Here is a 14,776-nt window from a genome sequence, read left to right as displayed (position 1 = left end):
CCTCTGGTCGGATGTCGCTGGTGCGCGGGGCTCAGGGTGTGCGTTTGCGGCTGATATAGATCGCCAGCAGGATGATCAGCCCCTTGATGACGGTCTGGAGATAGGGAGAGACGCCCATCAGGTTGAGGCCATTGTTGAGCACGCCGAGCAGTAGGGCGCCGATCAGGGTGCCGAGGATCATGCCGCGTCCACCGGTAATAGCGGCGCCACCCAGCACCACGGCGGCGATGGCATCGAGTTCGAAGCCGACCCCGGCGTTGGGCTGACCGCTCATCAGGCGAGAGGTCAGGATCAGCCCGGCGATGGCGGCGGTCGTGCCGCTCAGGGTGTAGACCAGCAACTTGTACCGGGAGACGCGAATGCCGGAGAGGCGAGTCGCCTCCTCGTTGCCGCCAATGGCATACAGGTAGCGCCCGGTGGCGGTGTGATGGAGCAGCACGAAGCCGAGTGCGTAGACGGCGATCATGAGCAGGATGGGGGTCTCGATCCCAGCCAGGCTGCCGCGCCCGAAGAAGGCGAACTCCGCGGGCAGCCCGGAGATCGGGTAGCCGCCGGTGTAGATCAGGGCCAGGCCGCGGGCGATGCCCATGGTCGCCAGGGTGACGATGATCGGCGGCATGCCGGCGAAGGCGATGAAGGCGCCATTGAAGGCCCCGAAGGCGGCACCCACCAGCAGCCCGAGCAGAATGGCCAGCGACGGCGGCACCCCGGCCACCATCAGCCCTGCCATGACGGTGCCCGAGAGGGCCATGACCGGGCCGACCGAGAGGTCGATGCCGCCGGTGAGGATGGCCAGGCTCATCCCTACCGCGATGATGGCGATGATCGAGGTCTGGCGGGCCAGGTTGGTCAGGTTGCTCCCCGTCAGGAAGTTGTCGTTGATGACCGCCATGGCGATGAAGACGATGATGAAACCGATCAGCGGGTAGAAGATCGGGGTACGGCGCCAGCTTTCCAGTCGCATCTTGAGGGACTGACGGGCGGTGCCAGGCGTTGAGGCGAGATGGCTCATGAGCTGAGTCCCCCCGTGGCATGGTGCATGATGGATTGTGAGTTGAGCTTATCGCCCGCGAGTTCGGCGGCGATGCGGCCGTGGTAGAAGACCGCCGCGCGATCGCACAAGCCGAGCACTTCGGGTAGTTCCGAGGAGATCATGATGATCGACACACCCTGGGCGGTGAGCTTCTTCATCAGGGCGTAGATCTCCGACTTGGCGCCGACGTCGATGCCGCGGGTCGGTTCGTCGAAGATCAGCACCTTGCACTGGTGACCGAGCCAACGGGCGATGACCACCTTCTGCTGATTGCCGCCACTGAGGTCGCCAACCGGTGTCTCGGGGCTGGGGGCCTTGACCCGGACCGACGCCATCAGTTGGGCGGCGGTACGGGACTCCTCGCCGCGTCGGATCAGCGGCATGGCCCCCTGGAATTGCGTCAGGTTGTTCAGGGAGATGTTCTCGCGGCACGAGAAGGGCAGGATCAGTCCCTGGGTCTTGCGGCTCTCCGGCAGCAGGCCGATCCCCTGCTTGAGCGCGCTGGCGGGGTGACGGAGCCTGACCGGCCTTCCCTCCATGCGCACCTGGGCATGCGCGGGCCGCGTCGCGCCGATCAGCCCCATGGCCAGTTCCGTGCGACCGGAACCCACCAGGCCGGCAAAGCCGAGGATCTCGCCACGGTGGAGCTTCAGTGAGTGCTCGGGGCCATCGGCGTCGAGGCGCAGGGCCTCGATGTCCAGCACCACATCGGCGTAGTCGGCATCGCAACGATGCTCGGGGAAGATGTTCTCGACGCGCCGGCCGACCATCTTCTCGATCAGGTCGTCGGGGGTGGTCGAGGCGACGTCGCAGTCATCGATCTTCTCGCCGTCGCGCATCACGGTGACGCGATCGCAGATGGTGAAGATCTCCTCCATATGGTGGGAGATGAACACCATGCCGACCCCTTGTTCGCGCAGTTCGCGCATGATGGTGAACAGGTGGTCGGCCTCGGTGGGGGTCAGGGTCGCGGTGGGCTCGTCGAGTACCAGGATGCGGGCATTCAGGGACAGGGCCTTGGCGATCTCGATGAACTGCTGGTCGGCGACGCTCAGCTCGGTGATGGGACGGTCCAGAGGAATCGAGACCTTGAGGTGGTCGAACAGGCGCTGTGCCTCGCGGATCATGCCACGCCGGTTTCGCAGCCCGAGCCGGTTGCGCAGTTCGCGTCCCAGGAAGATGTTGTCCACGGCATCCAGGTGGGGAATCAGGCTGAATTCCTGGAAGATGATGCCAACCCCGGCATCGAGGGCGTCCTGATAACCGTGGAAGTCCCGGTGCTCGCCGTTGATGATGATCTCGCCCTCATCCTGGCGGTAGATGCCACAGAGGATCTTCATCAGCGTCGACTTGCCGGCCCCGTTCTCGCCGAGCAGGGCATGCACCTCGCCGGCGTGGACATCGAGTGACACATCCTGCAGGGCCTTCACCCCGGGAAACGACTTCGAGATGTGTCTCAGTGAAAGCAATGGAGTCATGGAGATACCCTCGTGTGCCGCCCTGGGCGGCACACGTTGTCAGCGTCTACGGTCGGGTTACCAACTGAAGTCGACGGCCTTGTCGCTGTCGATCAGCTCCACGTCGATAGGGATCTCCGCGGGCGCGGTTTCTGCACCCCAATGCTTGGCTAGAGCCAGGCCGAGCCCCACACGTACCATGTCGCGGGGATACTGCGCCGAGGTGGCGATGAAGGCCGAATCTGGACGCTGAATGGCCTCGATGGCTTCGGGGTGACCGTCGACACTGACCAGCTTGATGTCCCGGCCGCTGGCCTCGATGGCGATCAGGGCGCCCAGGGAGCCAATGTCGTTGACGCTGAACAGACCGTCGAGATTCGGGTGGGCCTGAATGATGTTCTCTGTCACCGTCATGGCATGGGTACGCTCCTGGCGGCCGTTCTGCTTGGTCACGACCTCGATGCCGGCATACTCGTCGAGCGCATCGGTGCAGCCTTCGATGCGCTGCAGGATCGGCACGACCGGAATGCCATCCAGCAGGGCCACCTGACCTTCACCGTCGAGCTGTTGGGCCAGGTAGTCGCAGGCCAGGTAGCCGGCGTCATAGTTCTTGGAACCCACGAAACCGTCCACTGGCCCCTCGGCCTGGGCATCGATTGCGACCGTAGTGACGCCGGCTTCTTGGGCAGACAACACGGCCGTTTCAACCCCTACGGAGTCGGCGGGGTTGAGCAGCAGAATGTCGATGCCTCGCTGGATCATGTCCTCGACGTCGCTGACCTGTTTGGCGACGTCATGGCGTGCATCGGTGATAATCACTTCAGCCCCCAAGCTGTCGGCGGCGGTCTCGAGCGCCTCCTGCATGGTCACGAAGTACTCGTTGTTGAGCTCCTGGAAGGACATGCCGATGGTCAGGGTGTGGTCACTTGCCACCACGGTGCCCGTGGCCAGGGCGGCCCCGCAGGCGGTGACGAGAGCGGCCTGGCGGATGGGTGCTGTGATCTTGCTGATGTTCATGGTTGGCTCCAGATTTGTTCTTGTCACTTTGTATGGTGAGATGGGAAGGCGTTGATGCCACTGTATGTTAACGTCAACATTTTGAAGGCTAGAAAACCTTCCCCGATCGGTCAACGACCGTTAGACCATTGTCTAGCCCTTCGGCCATCATTGTTATCGTGGTCTCCGATGTCCTCCTTACATATCGAAATTGCTGGGAAGAACGACCATGTCACGAATGGTCACGTTGCGAGGTCGGGTCAGGATATACATGATCGCATCGGACACATCGGTCGGCTCGATGATGCTGCCGGACTCCTTCGCCTTGCGCAGATTTTCCTCTGGCCAGTCGGCCAGCAAAGCACTGTTGACAGGACCGGGCGAGACCGAGGCAACCCGGATGCCGTGTTTCAGGACCTGGCGGCGTACGGTCTGGACGAAGCTGGTCATGGCCCACTTGGAGGAGGCGTACACGGGTTCCCAGGGGACGGGAAAATGCCCTGCAACCGAGCTTGTCACCACGATGTCCCCGGTACCACGCTCGATCATATGTGGCAGAACATTATGGACGTTCTTCATCACGACACTGACGTTCAGGCTCACCATCCGGTCGATGGCGTCCGGGTCGGCATCGATCAAGTCACCACCGATATAGCTGCCGGCATTGGCGTGGAAGATATCGAGCTGGCCGGTCTTCTCCAGAGCCCGTGAGAGCAGCGTTGCGCAGTCCTGCGGATCGAGCAGGTCGATGACCAGTGGAATCGCCGCATCGCCTAGCTCGTCGCAGAGCGCCATCAGGGCGGCCTCATCGCGGTCGATCAGTACCACGCGGGCGCCCGAAGAAATCATCGCCCTGACACTGGCCAGTCCGATGCCCGACGCCGCTCCGGTGACCGCTGCCACCTTACCGGTCAATTCTTTCGTCATTACATTCTCTCCTTTAATTGCCATTGGTGACCACTTCGGCCCGAAGCGGTGCAAAGTGAGGCTGTGCTGACTTTGTAAATGTTGACGTCAACATTTACAAAGCTTAGCCACCCTCCGAGGGTGAATCAATGGGTGGTAGACCAATGTCTAGTAGGTGAAGTGATACTTCGCTGGGTCTTGCTGGTGGGCGGTATGGACTGACAAGCGTGTCGAGCGGGAGTAACCTCTAGCCTTGGAGGCATCGTTCAGTCCCATTCGAATCGGAGTGCGCCATGGATTGCCTGTTCTGCAAGATCATCAACCGCGAGATCCCTTCCGACATCGTCTTCGAGGACGAGGCGGTGCTGGCCTTCGAGGACATCAACCCGCAGGCCCCGACCCATGTCGTGATCGTGCCCAAGCGGCACATCGCCACCCTCAACGACATCGAGGAGGGTGACCTGGCCCTGGTCGGTCGGCTGCAGTACACCGCGGCCAGGCTGGCGAAGGAGCGTGGCTTCGCCGACGACGGCTACCGGGTGGTGATGAACTGCAATGACCAGGGGGGACAGACCGTCTACCATATACATATGCACCTGATGGGCGGTCGACGCTTTACCTGGCCGGCTGGGTAGTCGGCGCTCTGCGGGCAACCGCGCGAGATTCGGTGTTCGGCGCATCAGGTGCATCCTTCGACGCCACCGCTCGGTGGCGTTGTGCTGTGAGCGAAGGAGCTTCTGGTGCTCCCCCTCGCTCGGTTACAATGAAGTGGTCTTTCCCGGACCGAGGCGCGACGAGGCCGCCATGAACCGCAAGCTCTCCCGTACCGACAACCTGATCCATCAGTTCGATACCGTGGTGCGTACCCTGGTGCCCCATGCCGCTCGGGCCTTGCGTCCGACGCCCGCCGGCGAGGAGATCCGCGACGAGCCGATGAGCGAGGAGGAGCGGCGCCACGCCGCCGGACTGATGCGCATCAACCATACCGGCGAGGTCTGTGCCCAGGCGCTCTACCAGGGTCAGGGGCTGACCGCCAGGCTGCCGGAGGTGCGCGGCCAGATGGAGGAGGCCGCCCAGGAGGAGATCGATCACCTGGCCTGGTGCGACGAACGCCTCCAGGAACTGCATGACCATACCAGCCGGCTCAACCCGCTCTTCTATGCCGCCTCCTTCGGCCTCGGGGCCGTGGCCGGGGCGATCGGCGATCGCCTCAGCCTGGGCTTTGTCGCCGCCACCGAAGAGCAGGTGGGCAAGCACCTGGACGACCACATGGAGCGCTTGCCCCCCGGGGACCACCGTTCCCGTGCGGTGCTCCGGCAGATGGCCATCGACGAGGCCCATCACGCCCAACTGGCGCTGGAGGCCGGCGGTGCCCGCTTCCCGGCGCCGGTGAAGTTCGGCATGTCGTTGATGGCCAAGGTGATGACCAAGAGCGTCTATCGCCTCTGAGCCCGGTGTCCCATGTCCGAGGATATCCACCGCCGTTTCGTCGAGATCGCCGAGGGGCTGAGCCCCGTCCTGGCCGAGGCGCTGCGGCGAGCCGGGCCGGTGGCCTTCCGCGCCGACGCGAGCCAGCCCCTCGCCGAGCGCCTGTGCCGGTCGGTGGCGGGCCAGCAGCTGTCGGTGAAGGCCGCCCGCTCCATCTGGAACCGAGTGCTCGTCGCGGCAGACGGGGCTCCCTTGACGGAGTTTCTTGTCGAGACGAACGGCGAGGCGATCCGGGCCTGCGGCCTGTCCGCGGCCAAGACGCGCGCGATGTGTGCCATCGCCCGGGAGGCGCGAGCCGGCGGGCTCGAGGCGGAGGAGTTGCGCGGCCTCGATCATGCGGCGCGCTCACGCCGTCTCACCGCGCTCTGGGGCGTCGGCCAGTGGACGGCGGACATGATCGCGATCTTCTACTTCGGCGATGAGGACGTCTGGCCCGACGGGGATATCGCCGCCCGCAAGACCCTGGCGCGCCTCACCAGCCCCCGGCGCAAGACCGTGCGGACGGCCGCACGCTTCACGCCGCACCGTTCCCACCTCGCCCTCTACATGTGGCGCCACGCCGACGCCCCGCCGGTGTGAGGCGCCTCGCCCTCAGCCGTCGACGATGGTGAAGGAGTGGCTGACGTCGACGCCGCCCTTGGTCAGCATGATCGAGGCACTGCAGTACTTCTCGGCCGAGAGCTCCACGGCCCGCTTCACCTGATTCTCCTTCAGCCCCGTGCCGGAGACGGTGAAGTGCACGTGGATCCGGGTGAAGACACTGGGCACGCTGTCGGCACGCTCGGCCTCGACGGTGGCCACGCAGTCGACCACGGGGGCGCGGGACTTCTCGAGGATCTCCAGCACGTCGAAGGAGGTACAGGCGCCGAGGCCCATCAGCAGCATCTCCATGGGGCGCGGGCCGGTGTTGCGCCCGCCGTGATCGGGCGGCCCGTCGATGACTACGCTGTGACCACTTCCTGATTCGGCAACGAACTGACGACCGTCGGTCCACTTGACACTGGCTTTCATGAGATCGGTTTCCTTACTGTCGGTCCACGTAATGGGGCCTGCGGGCTAGCAGGGTTTCCGGCGTGGGACGGTGAAAAATGACAGGCAGCATAGCAGTTGTCTCCAGGTTGCTCAGCCCCGGCCGGCCCGCAGCCGGCGATCCAGTGCATCGAGGCGCTGGGGGGTGCCGACGTCGACCCAGGCGCCGCGGTGGTGGTGGCCGCCGACCAGGCCGGCGCGCATGGCGCGGCGCAGCAGCGGTGCCAGGGCGAAGGCGCCCGGTGCCTGGTCGGCCACCAGCGCCGGCTGCAGCAGGCTGATGCCGGCGAAGGTGAGCTGCGGCTCGCCCTGGTCATGGACCCGGCCGCGATCATCCAGGTGGAAGTCGCCGCCCGGATGGTGGTCGGGGTTATCCACCAGCACCAGGTGGGCCAGGTCGTCGCCGAGCGGCGGCAGGCAGGCGGGGTCGAGGTCGCACCAGATGTCGCCGTTGATCAGCAGGAAGGGTGCCTCGCCCAGCAGTGGCAGCGCCTGGAGGATGCCGCCGCCGGTCTCCAGGGGCGTCTCCTCTTGGCTCCAGGCAATGGAGACGCCGTAGTCGCTGCCGTCGCCCAGGGCCGCGACGATCTGCTCGGCCCGGTAGCTGACGTTGATCACCACGTCGGTGATGCCCGCCGCGGCCAGCCGCGCCAGGTGGTGGGCGATCAACGGTCGGTCGCCCACCGGCAGCAGCGGCTTGGGGCAGTGGTCGGTGAGCGGGCGCATGCGGGTGCCGAGCCCGGCGGCCAGGATCATCGCCTTCACGGGGTACCCTCCAGGCGCCGGGCCAGCGCCGGGCGGAAGTCATCCGCCAGCCAGGCGCGGAAGGCGTCATGGCCGGGCAGGCCCGTCAGGCTGTCGTCGAGGTGGTCGAGGAAGTGGGGCAGCCGCTCGAGATAGCCGTCGCGGCCGTCGCGCAGGGTCAGCCGGCAGAAGATGCCGAGCACCTTGAGGGCGCGCTGGGCGGCCATGGCCTGCACCTGGCGGAGAAAGGCCTCGGCCGTGGCGGTGGCCGGCAGGCGCCCGTCGGCCACCGCACGCCGGCGGAAGGCCTCGACCCAGGCGGCGAAGCGCGGCGGCGGGAAGCGGCAGTAGCGGCCGCGCAGCAGCGAGATCAGGTCGTAGCTGATCGGCCCCGCCACGGCGTCCTGGAAGTCGATCAGATAGAGCTCGCCGCGATGGACCATCAGGTTCATGGCGTCGAAGTCGCGATGCACCGTGACCGTCGGCTGGCTCAGGGCGGCGGCGATGAGTGCCTCGCGCAGCGCCGACCAGCCCGGCGGGGTGCCCATTCCGAGCCACGCGCCCAGGCACCAGTCGGGGAAGAGGTCGAGCTCGCGACCGAGCAGCACGGCATCGTAGGGCGGCAGCCCCTCGGCGGTGGCACGGTTCTGCAGGGCATGCAGCAGCTCCAGGGCGCGTTCGTGCCAGGCCAGGGTCTCGGGGTGGTCGTCGCCGTGGAAGTACCACTGCAGCGGGGTGTCGCCCAGGTCGTCGAGTTCGAGGAAGCCGGCGTCGAGGGCCTCGCCATGGAGCCGCGGCACCGGCAGCCCGGCGGCATGCCAGTGCCGGGCGATGGCCACGAAGGGACGGCTGTCCTCCTGCTCCGGGGGCGCATCCATCAGCATCCGCGTGTTGCCGTCGGGGAGACGCAGCCGGAAGTAGCGGCGGAAGCTGGCATCGCCGGCGGCCAGGGACAGTGCCAGGGCCTCGCGCGGCAGGCCGTGTCGCGCGGCGGCCCAGTGACGCAGTCGTTCGGTTCGCGTGGCGTGAGGCATTCTGGCTCCTGGTTCGATGGATGGGCGGGCCCGGTTGACGGTTCCGTGGCGTCACCGCATGCTGAGCCCACCGCCGCTGGCGTCCAGGATGCCGGGCGTCGACGGGACAGGCTCCGTGCGGCCTGTATAATACCGGTTCATCCCGCCAAGGACATCGAGGAACATGGGCAAGCGACTCACATGGACGGCCCTGGCCGGTCTGGCGACTTCCGGCCTGTTTGTCGGGCCGCTCTCGGCGGCGCCTCCCGAGCCGCTGCCGGCCGAGTCGCTGGATTGGCAACCCTGGGGCGACGATCGCCCCGCGGACGCCTTGTGCCGCGGGACCTACGTGATGCCCGACTACCGGCTGCCGCCTCCCGAGGGTGGCCGGGTCAGCAGTGAGTCGGACAGCGCCCACTACGGCGCGGACGGCGAAACCATCCTCGGCGGTGAGGTGATCCTGCGACGGGACACCGCCCAGCTCGAGGCGCCGCGAGTGCGGGTGCCGGGCTCGCGGGAGAGCGCCTTCGCCGAGGGTCCGCTGGCACTGCGTGACCAGAACCTGCTGGTGCGGGGGCAGGCCGCCGAGTTTTCCCTGACCAGTGACGCGGCGAGCATCGACACCGCCCACTACGTGGTGCACGACCGCCACCTGCGCGGCGACGCCGTACGCCTGGAGCGCCTCGACGACGGCCGCTATCGCCTCTCGGAGGCGAGCTTCACCACGTGCGACCCGGGCAGCGACCTGTGGCGGCTGATCGGCAACGACGTCGTGCTCGACCGCGAGAGCGGCTTCGGCACCGCCCGCCATGCCCGCATGGAAGTGGGACGGGTACCGGTCTTCTACTGGCCCTGGGTACGCTTCCCCATCGACGACCGCCGCCACACCGGCTTCCTGTGGCCGGCGCTCGGGCTCTCCAGCGATGCCCTGGACTATGCCCAGCCGTTCTACTGGAACATCGCCCCCAACTTCGATGCCACCATCACCCCGCGCTGGATCACCGACCGGGGGCTGCTGCTGGGAGGCGAGTATCGTTACCTCTTTCCCACGGACGCCGGCCAGATCGAGGGGGCCTTCCTCGACAGCGACGGCGGCGGCTCCAGTGACGACCCCGATGCCGCCTCGCGGCGCTACGAGGGGGAGGATCGCTGGTACGTCGACTACCGGCACGCCGGACGCTTCGATGCCCGCACCCGCTACCGATTGCGCTACGGGGCGGCCAGCGACGGGCGCTACTTCGACGACTTCGGCAGTGACTTCGGCGAGCGCGGTACCTCGAACATGCCACGGCTGGCGCAGCTCGACTATCGTGGCGACGTCTGGCAGCTCGATGCCCGGGCCCAGGGCTACCAGAAACTCGACGACCCGCTGCGCGATCGCGACAAGCCCTTCTACAGGCTGCCCAGCCTGACCGCCAACGCCCGCTGGTCCCAGGGGGGCGGCTTCTATCAGCAGTGGCGCTCCAACGCCACCTACTTCTGGCGGGACGTGGACGAGAACCGGGTGCCACTGCGCGAGTCCGCCGTCGGCTCTCGGCTGCACCTCTCGCCGGCGACGGGCTGGCGCTTCGATGAGAGCTGGGGGCACCTCGAGCCCCGGGTCGAATGGCTCGCCACCGCCTACGACCTGGACTACGGCGAGCGCCAGACCGAGCGCGACACCTCGTTGACCCGCAACGTGCCGGTGAGCTCCCTCGACGGTGGGCTGGTCTTCGAGCGCGAGCTGGAGCTCGGCGGGCGCGCCTATCGTCAGACCCTCGAGCCGCGGTTCAACTACGCCTATGTGCCGGCCCGGGATCAGCGCGAATTTCCCGAGTTCGACACCCGGGAGCGGGCCTTCTCCTGGAACCAGCTCTGGTCGCCACACCGCTTCTCGGGCCCCGACCGGGTGGGTGACCTCAACCGGCTCTCGCTGGGCGTCGAGTCGCGGCTGCTGGAAGACGAGCGTGGTCGCGAGCGCCTCTCGCTGGGGATGGGGCAAGCGGTCTATTTCGACGACCGCACCATCGACATGAACGGCGACCCGGACACCTTGCCCCCGGAGTCGGACGCCGAGCGCTTCTACAACGCCACCCGCGACCGCTCACCGCTGGTGACCCGGCTCGACTGGCGGATCACCGACCAGTGGCGCTCCCGCTGGGAGTGGCTCTATGACGATCGTCAGGAGCGTACCGAGCGAGCCTCCACGGATCTGCAGTATCGATCCCGCGCCGGTCACGTGGTGAACCTTGGCTACCGCTGGGAACTCCAAGGCTTCGATCCCTCGGCATTGCCGGGTGAGGATGACTTCCGCGACTACAACCGTGAGGAGTACGACCTGTCGGTCGCCTGGAAGGCGAGCCCCCGGGTCGACATGATCGGTCGCTTCCTCTACGACCAGACCAACAGCCGGGCCCTTGAGCAGCTCGCGGGTGTGCAGTGGAACGACTGCTGCTACGGTGTGCAACTGGTCTGGCGCGAGTGGATCGACGACAACGATACCGCCCGTGTCGAGGATGACTTCACCGATCGGGGAATCTTCCTGCGCTTCGTGTTCAAGGGCCTGGGTGGCGTGGGCCGTGAAGCCGACAGTTATTTCGAGGAGGCCATTCCGGGCTATCGCTCCACCGCCTTCTGACCCGGAGGCCGCCAATGAGAGAATCGATGAGAGGAAAGAACGCTATGCGCAGTCGACGTACCGCCATTCTGGGTGTCGGTCTGGCCCTGTGCCTGGGGGCCATGCTGCCCCTGGTGGCCCAGGCCCAGAACTTCCAGGCGATGGAGCGGGAGGCGCTGGACCGCATCGTGGCGGTGGTCAACCAGGGGGCGATCATGGAGAGTGAGCTGTCCGAGCGGGTCGCCCAGACCCGCAGCCAGCTCGCCGGTCGAGGCATCGAGGCGCCGCCCGAACGTGTCCTGCGCGAACAGGTGCTCGAGCGCATGATCACCGAGGAGATCCAGCTGCAGATGGCCCGCAATGCGGGGCTCGCCATCGACGACACCGAACTCAACCGCCAGGTGCGTGCCATCGCCGAGAGCAACGGCATGACCCTGGAGCAGTTCGCCGATGCCCTGGAGGCCGACGGCCTGACCCTGGCAGCGGTACGTGAGGAGGTGCGACGCGAGATGCTGCTGCGCGAACTGCAGCAGCGACAGGTCGCCAGCCGGGTCAACGTCAGTGACCGCGAGGTCGAGCGCTTCCTCGAGCAGCAGGGTGGTGGCCACGGCCAGGCGGTGATCAAGGAGCATCGTGCCCGCCATATCCTGATCGATATCACCCCGGATCGCGACGACGACCAGGCTCGCCAGCTGGCCGAACGGCTCCGCGATCGCATCGAGGGCGGCGAGAGCTTCGCCGCCCTCGCCCAGGAGTTCAGCAGCGATCGCGGTAGCGCCATCAACGGTGGCGAGCTTGGCTGGGTGCGCCCCGGTCAGACCGTGCCGGCCTTCGAGGAGGCCCTGGAGCGCCTCGAGATCGGCGAGATCTCGCCGCCGGTACGTTCCCAGTTCGGCTACCACTTGATTCAGGTGGGGGAGCGCCGCCAGCAGGACGTCAGCGGCGAGGCGCGTCGTGACCAGATCCGCCAGGCGCTGTTCCAGCGCAAGGCCAACGAGGAGCTGGAGGTATGGCTGCAGGAGATCCGCTCCCAGGCCTTCATCGACAATCGGCTCGCCGACCGTTGATGCCTGGTGCGGCGGGGCCCGTGCTGGCCCTCACCACTGGCGAGCCCGCCGGCATCGGGCCGGAACTCGCGCTGATGCTGGCGGCCGGGGAGATGCCGGCCGCCGGCATCGTGGCGGTGGGCGATGCCGCCCTGCTGGCCGAACGTGCCGCCCTGATCGGCCGCGAGGTCGAACTCGTCGAGTGCACGCCGGGCGAGCCGTTGCCCCTGCCTCGCCCCGGCGTGCTGCCGGTGTGGCCGGTGGCGCTGCGCGCGCCGTCGCGGCCCGGCGCACTCGAGGTGGCCAATGCCGCCTACGTGCTCGAGACCCTGGACGTGGCGGTTCGCGCCTGCCGGGAGGGCCATGCCGCCGGGATGGTCACCGCCCCCCTGCACAAGGGCGTGATCATCGAGGCCGGTCATGCCGACTTTCGCGGCCACACCGAATACCTGCGCGACGCCTGCGGTGTCGACGAGGTGGTGATGCTGCTGGCCACTGACCGCGCCCTGCACGCCGGCCGGCCCGGCTGGCGGGGCGGTGCCGCGTTGCGGGTGGCGCTCGCCACCACTCACCTGCCGCTGCGCGAGGTGAGCGACGCCATCACCGGGTCGCGCCTGACGCGGATCCTGCGGATCCTCGATGCCGACCTGCGGCGCTGGTTCGGCATCGAGGCACCGCGTATCGCCGTGTGCGGGCTCAACCCCCACGCCGGGGAGGGCGGTCACCTGGGGCGCGAGGAACTGGACGTCATCATCCCGGCACTCGAAGCACTGCGCGCCGAGGGCCTGGCCCTTGACGGGCCGCTCCCCGCCGATACCCTGTTCACGCCGCGCCACCTCGAGGGCGTCGATGCGGTGCTGGCCATGTACCATGACCAGGGGCTGCCGGTGCTCAAGTACGCCGGCTTCGGCCGCGCCGCCAACATCACCCTGGGCCTGCCGCTGGTGCGCACCTCGGTGGATCACGGCACGGCGCTGGAACTGGCCGGCCGTGGCAGCGCCGACCCCGGCAGCCTGCGCGTGGCCGTGGCCCTGGCCGCCGACATGGCCCGGCGCGGCACTGAAGTAGCACCCAGGTGAGGAGCGCCGGAGACAGACCGAAGCGGAGGTCCTACGCCAGGGATGGCGTCGGTAGCGCCCATGGAAGGGTTCACAGCGCCTCCGCACAGGTCTGTCTCCGGATCAGCACCGTATGACATCCAGAAGCAGACCACAGCGATAGAAGGACAACCCTGAATGGCATCCCGCCCCCCGGTTCACCGGGCCCGCAAGCGTTTCGGCCAGAACTTCCTGCGCGACCCGGGCATCGTCTCGCGCATCGTGCGTGCCATCGGGCCGCGGCCCGGCGACCGCCTGGTGGAGATCGGCCCCGGCCAGGGCGCACTGACCGAGCCGCTGCTCGAGGCGGCTGATGGGCGCCTCGAGGTGATCGAGCTCGACCGCGACCTGGTCCCCGGGCTGCGGGTGCAGTTCTTCAACTACCCCGGCTTCGTGATCCACGAGGGCGATGCCCTGAAGTTCGATTTCCGGGCGCTGCGGGGCGAGGGAGAGCCGCTGCGGGTGGTAGGCAACCTGCCCTACAACATCTCCACCCCGCTGATCATGCATCTGCTCCAGGCCGGCGACGCGGTCGCCGACATGCACTTCATGCTGCAGAAGGAGGTGGTCGACCGCCTGGCGGCCGAGCCGGGCGGCGCCGACTGGGGCCGGCTCTCGGTGATGGCCCAGTACCACTGCCGGGTCGACGCGCTGTTCGTGGTGCCACCGGAGGCGTTCGTGCCGCGGCCCAAGGTCGATTCCGCCATCGTGCGCCTGTCTCCCCATGCCGAACTGCCACACCGGGCGCACGACGAGGCGCTGCTGTTCACCCTGGTGCGCGAGGCCTTCGGCCAGCGGCGCAAGACCCTGCGCAACAACCTCAAGGGCCGCATCGAGGCGGCGGCCCTCGAGGGGCTGGGGATCGACCCCGGCCGTCGTCCCCAGACCCTGGCGGTGGGCGAGTTCGTGCGCATCGCCAATCACCTGGTCACCGCCGAAGGAGTGGTCCCATGACACTGACGCCCCCCGAAGAGCTCGGCAATGCCGTATGCGTCGACGTGGAGCCGGCCTTCCGCGTGGAGGAGTCGGCTCCCGACGAGCAGCGCTTCGTCTTCAGCTACACCGTCACGGTGCACAATCACTCCCGGCGCAGCGTGCAACTGCTCGCCCGCTACTGGAAGATCACCCAAGGCAGTGGCAAGGTGCAGGAAGTGCGCGGCAAGGGGGTGGTGGGGCAGCAGCCGATGATCGGCCCGGGCCAGACCTTTCGCTACACCAGTCGAGCGATCCTCGATGGGCCGGTGGGGGTGATGGAAGGGGCCTACACCTGTGTCGATACCGCCAGCCAGCGCCCCTTCGAAGTGGCCATTGCGCCCTTCCGGCTGGCCGGTCCCAACCAGGTGCACTGAGTCACCCCACGCGTCGCAAGGA

At 67.3% G+C, this 14,776-nt stretch carries 15 protein-coding genes; 8 read left to right on the top strand and 7 right to left on the bottom strand.

The window, feature by feature from the left end; all coding sequences use genetic code 11:
- Window positions 1-31 precede the first annotated feature (31 nt).
- The 4 genes from AC5W54_RS05530 to AC5W54_RS05515 all read right to left on the bottom strand — a co-directional run bounded on the left by AC5W54_RS05530 (window position 32) and on the right by AC5W54_RS05515 (window position 4,413).
- Window positions 32-1,012, bottom strand: coding sequence for an ABC transporter permease (locus AC5W54_RS05530; RefSeq protein ID WP_495961077.1), 981 nt, complete (start codon window positions 1,010-1,012; stop codon window positions 32-34).
- Window positions 1,009-2,511, bottom strand: a complete 1,503-nt coding sequence (locus AC5W54_RS05525) for a sugar ABC transporter ATP-binding protein (protein ID WP_495961076.1) — start codon at window positions 2,509-2,511, stop codon at window positions 1,009-1,011. The genes AC5W54_RS05530 and AC5W54_RS05525 overlap by 4 nt, the downstream gene beginning before the upstream one ends.
- A gap of 57 nt (window positions 2,512-2,568) precedes the next feature.
- Window positions 2,569-3,507 (bottom strand): ABC transporter substrate-binding protein, encoded by a 939-nt coding sequence (locus AC5W54_RS05520; RefSeq protein WP_495961075.1) that lies wholly within the window; start codon window positions 3,505-3,507, stop codon window positions 2,569-2,571.
- A 177-nt stretch (window positions 3,508-3,684) separates the two neighbouring features.
- Window positions 3,685-4,413 (bottom strand): SDR family oxidoreductase, encoded by a 729-nt coding sequence (locus tag AC5W54_RS05515; RefSeq protein ID WP_495961074.1) that lies wholly within the window; start codon window positions 4,411-4,413, stop codon window positions 3,685-3,687.
- Window positions 4,414-4,685: 272 nt separating this feature from the next.
- On the opposite strand from AC5W54_RS05515, the gene AC5W54_RS05510 reads away from it, so the two are divergent.
- From AC5W54_RS05510 to AC5W54_RS05500, 3 genes are all read left to right on the top strand, one after another.
- Window positions 4,686-5,027 carry a histidine triad nucleotide-binding protein gene (locus tag AC5W54_RS05510; protein ID WP_495961073.1) on the top strand — a complete coding sequence of 114 codons (342 nt, stop codon included), beginning with the start codon at window positions 4,686-4,688 and terminating at the stop codon, window positions 5,025-5,027.
- Window positions 5,028-5,196: 169 nt separating this feature from the next.
- Window positions 5,197-5,841 (top strand): 2-polyprenyl-3-methyl-6-methoxy-1,4-benzoquinone monooxygenase, encoded by a 645-nt coding sequence (gene coq7, locus AC5W54_RS05505; RefSeq protein WP_495961072.1) that lies wholly within the window; start codon window positions 5,197-5,199, stop codon window positions 5,839-5,841.
- 12 nt (window positions 5,842-5,853) lie between these two features.
- Entirely contained in the window at window positions 5,854-6,459 is a 606-nt protein-coding gene (locus AC5W54_RS05500) for a DNA-3-methyladenine glycosylase family protein (RefSeq protein WP_495961071.1), read from the top strand.
- A gap of 12 nt (window positions 6,460-6,471) precedes the next feature.
- Here AC5W54_RS05500 and AC5W54_RS05495 read toward each other — a convergent pair whose 3' ends face one another.
- The 3 genes from AC5W54_RS05495 to AC5W54_RS05485 all read right to left on the bottom strand — a co-directional run bounded on the left by AC5W54_RS05495 (window position 6,472) and on the right by AC5W54_RS05485 (window position 8,687).
- Window positions 6,472-6,891 carry an OsmC family protein gene (locus AC5W54_RS05495; protein WP_495961070.1) on the bottom strand — a complete coding sequence of 140 codons (420 nt, stop codon included), beginning with the start codon at window positions 6,889-6,891 and terminating at the stop codon, window positions 6,472-6,474.
- Window positions 6,892-7,002: 111 nt separating this feature from the next.
- On the bottom strand, window positions 7,003-7,674 hold the full coding sequence (murU, locus tag AC5W54_RS05490) for an N-acetylmuramate alpha-1-phosphate uridylyltransferase MurU (protein ID WP_495961069.1): 672 nt from the start codon (window positions 7,672-7,674) through the stop codon (window positions 7,003-7,005).
- Window positions 7,671-8,687, bottom strand: coding sequence for an aminoglycoside phosphotransferase family protein (locus AC5W54_RS05485; RefSeq protein WP_495961068.1), 1,017 nt, complete (start codon window positions 8,685-8,687; stop codon window positions 7,671-7,673). The genes murU and AC5W54_RS05485 overlap by 4 nt, the downstream gene beginning before the upstream one ends.
- A 163-nt stretch (window positions 8,688-8,850) precedes the next feature.
- On the opposite strand from AC5W54_RS05485, the gene AC5W54_RS05480 reads away from it, so the two are divergent.
- The 5 genes from AC5W54_RS05480 (at window position 8,851) to apaG (ending at window position 14,754) form a co-directional block, all read left to right on the top strand.
- Window positions 8,851-11,283 (top strand): LPS-assembly protein LptD, encoded by a 2,433-nt coding sequence (locus tag AC5W54_RS05480; RefSeq protein WP_495961067.1) that lies wholly within the window; start codon window positions 8,851-8,853, stop codon window positions 11,281-11,283.
- Between the two features lie 44 nt (window positions 11,284-11,327).
- Window positions 11,328-12,329: a peptidylprolyl isomerase gene (locus AC5W54_RS05475; protein WP_495961066.1), complete on the top strand. Its 1,002-nt coding sequence runs from the start codon at window positions 11,328-11,330 to the stop codon at window positions 12,327-12,329.
- On the top strand, window positions 12,329-13,387 hold the full coding sequence (gene pdxA / locus AC5W54_RS05470) for a 4-hydroxythreonine-4-phosphate dehydrogenase PdxA (protein WP_495961065.1): 1,059 nt from the start codon (window positions 12,329-12,331) through the stop codon (window positions 13,385-13,387). Before AC5W54_RS05475 ends, pdxA begins: the two co-directional genes overlap by 1 nt.
- A gap of 156 nt (window positions 13,388-13,543) precedes the next feature.
- The gene (rsmA, locus tag AC5W54_RS05465; RefSeq protein ID WP_495961064.1) at window positions 13,544-14,359 is read left to right on the top strand and encodes a 16S rRNA (adenine(1518)-N(6)/adenine(1519)-N(6))-dimethyltransferase RsmA; all 816 of its coding nucleotides are present in this window, start codon (window positions 13,544-13,546) and stop codon (window positions 14,357-14,359) included.
- Window positions 14,356-14,754 carry a Co2+/Mg2+ efflux facilitator ApaG/CorD gene (apaG, locus tag AC5W54_RS05460; RefSeq protein ID WP_495961063.1) on the top strand — a complete coding sequence of 133 codons (399 nt, stop codon included), beginning with the start codon at window positions 14,356-14,358 and terminating at the stop codon, window positions 14,752-14,754. The genes rsmA and apaG overlap by 4 nt, the downstream gene beginning before the upstream one ends.
- Window positions 14,755-14,776: the final 22 nt, after the last annotated feature.

Source organism: Halomonas sp. LMYGS-3 (genome assembly GCF_059509875.1).
This window is presented reverse-complemented; position numbering and strand designations above follow the sequence as displayed.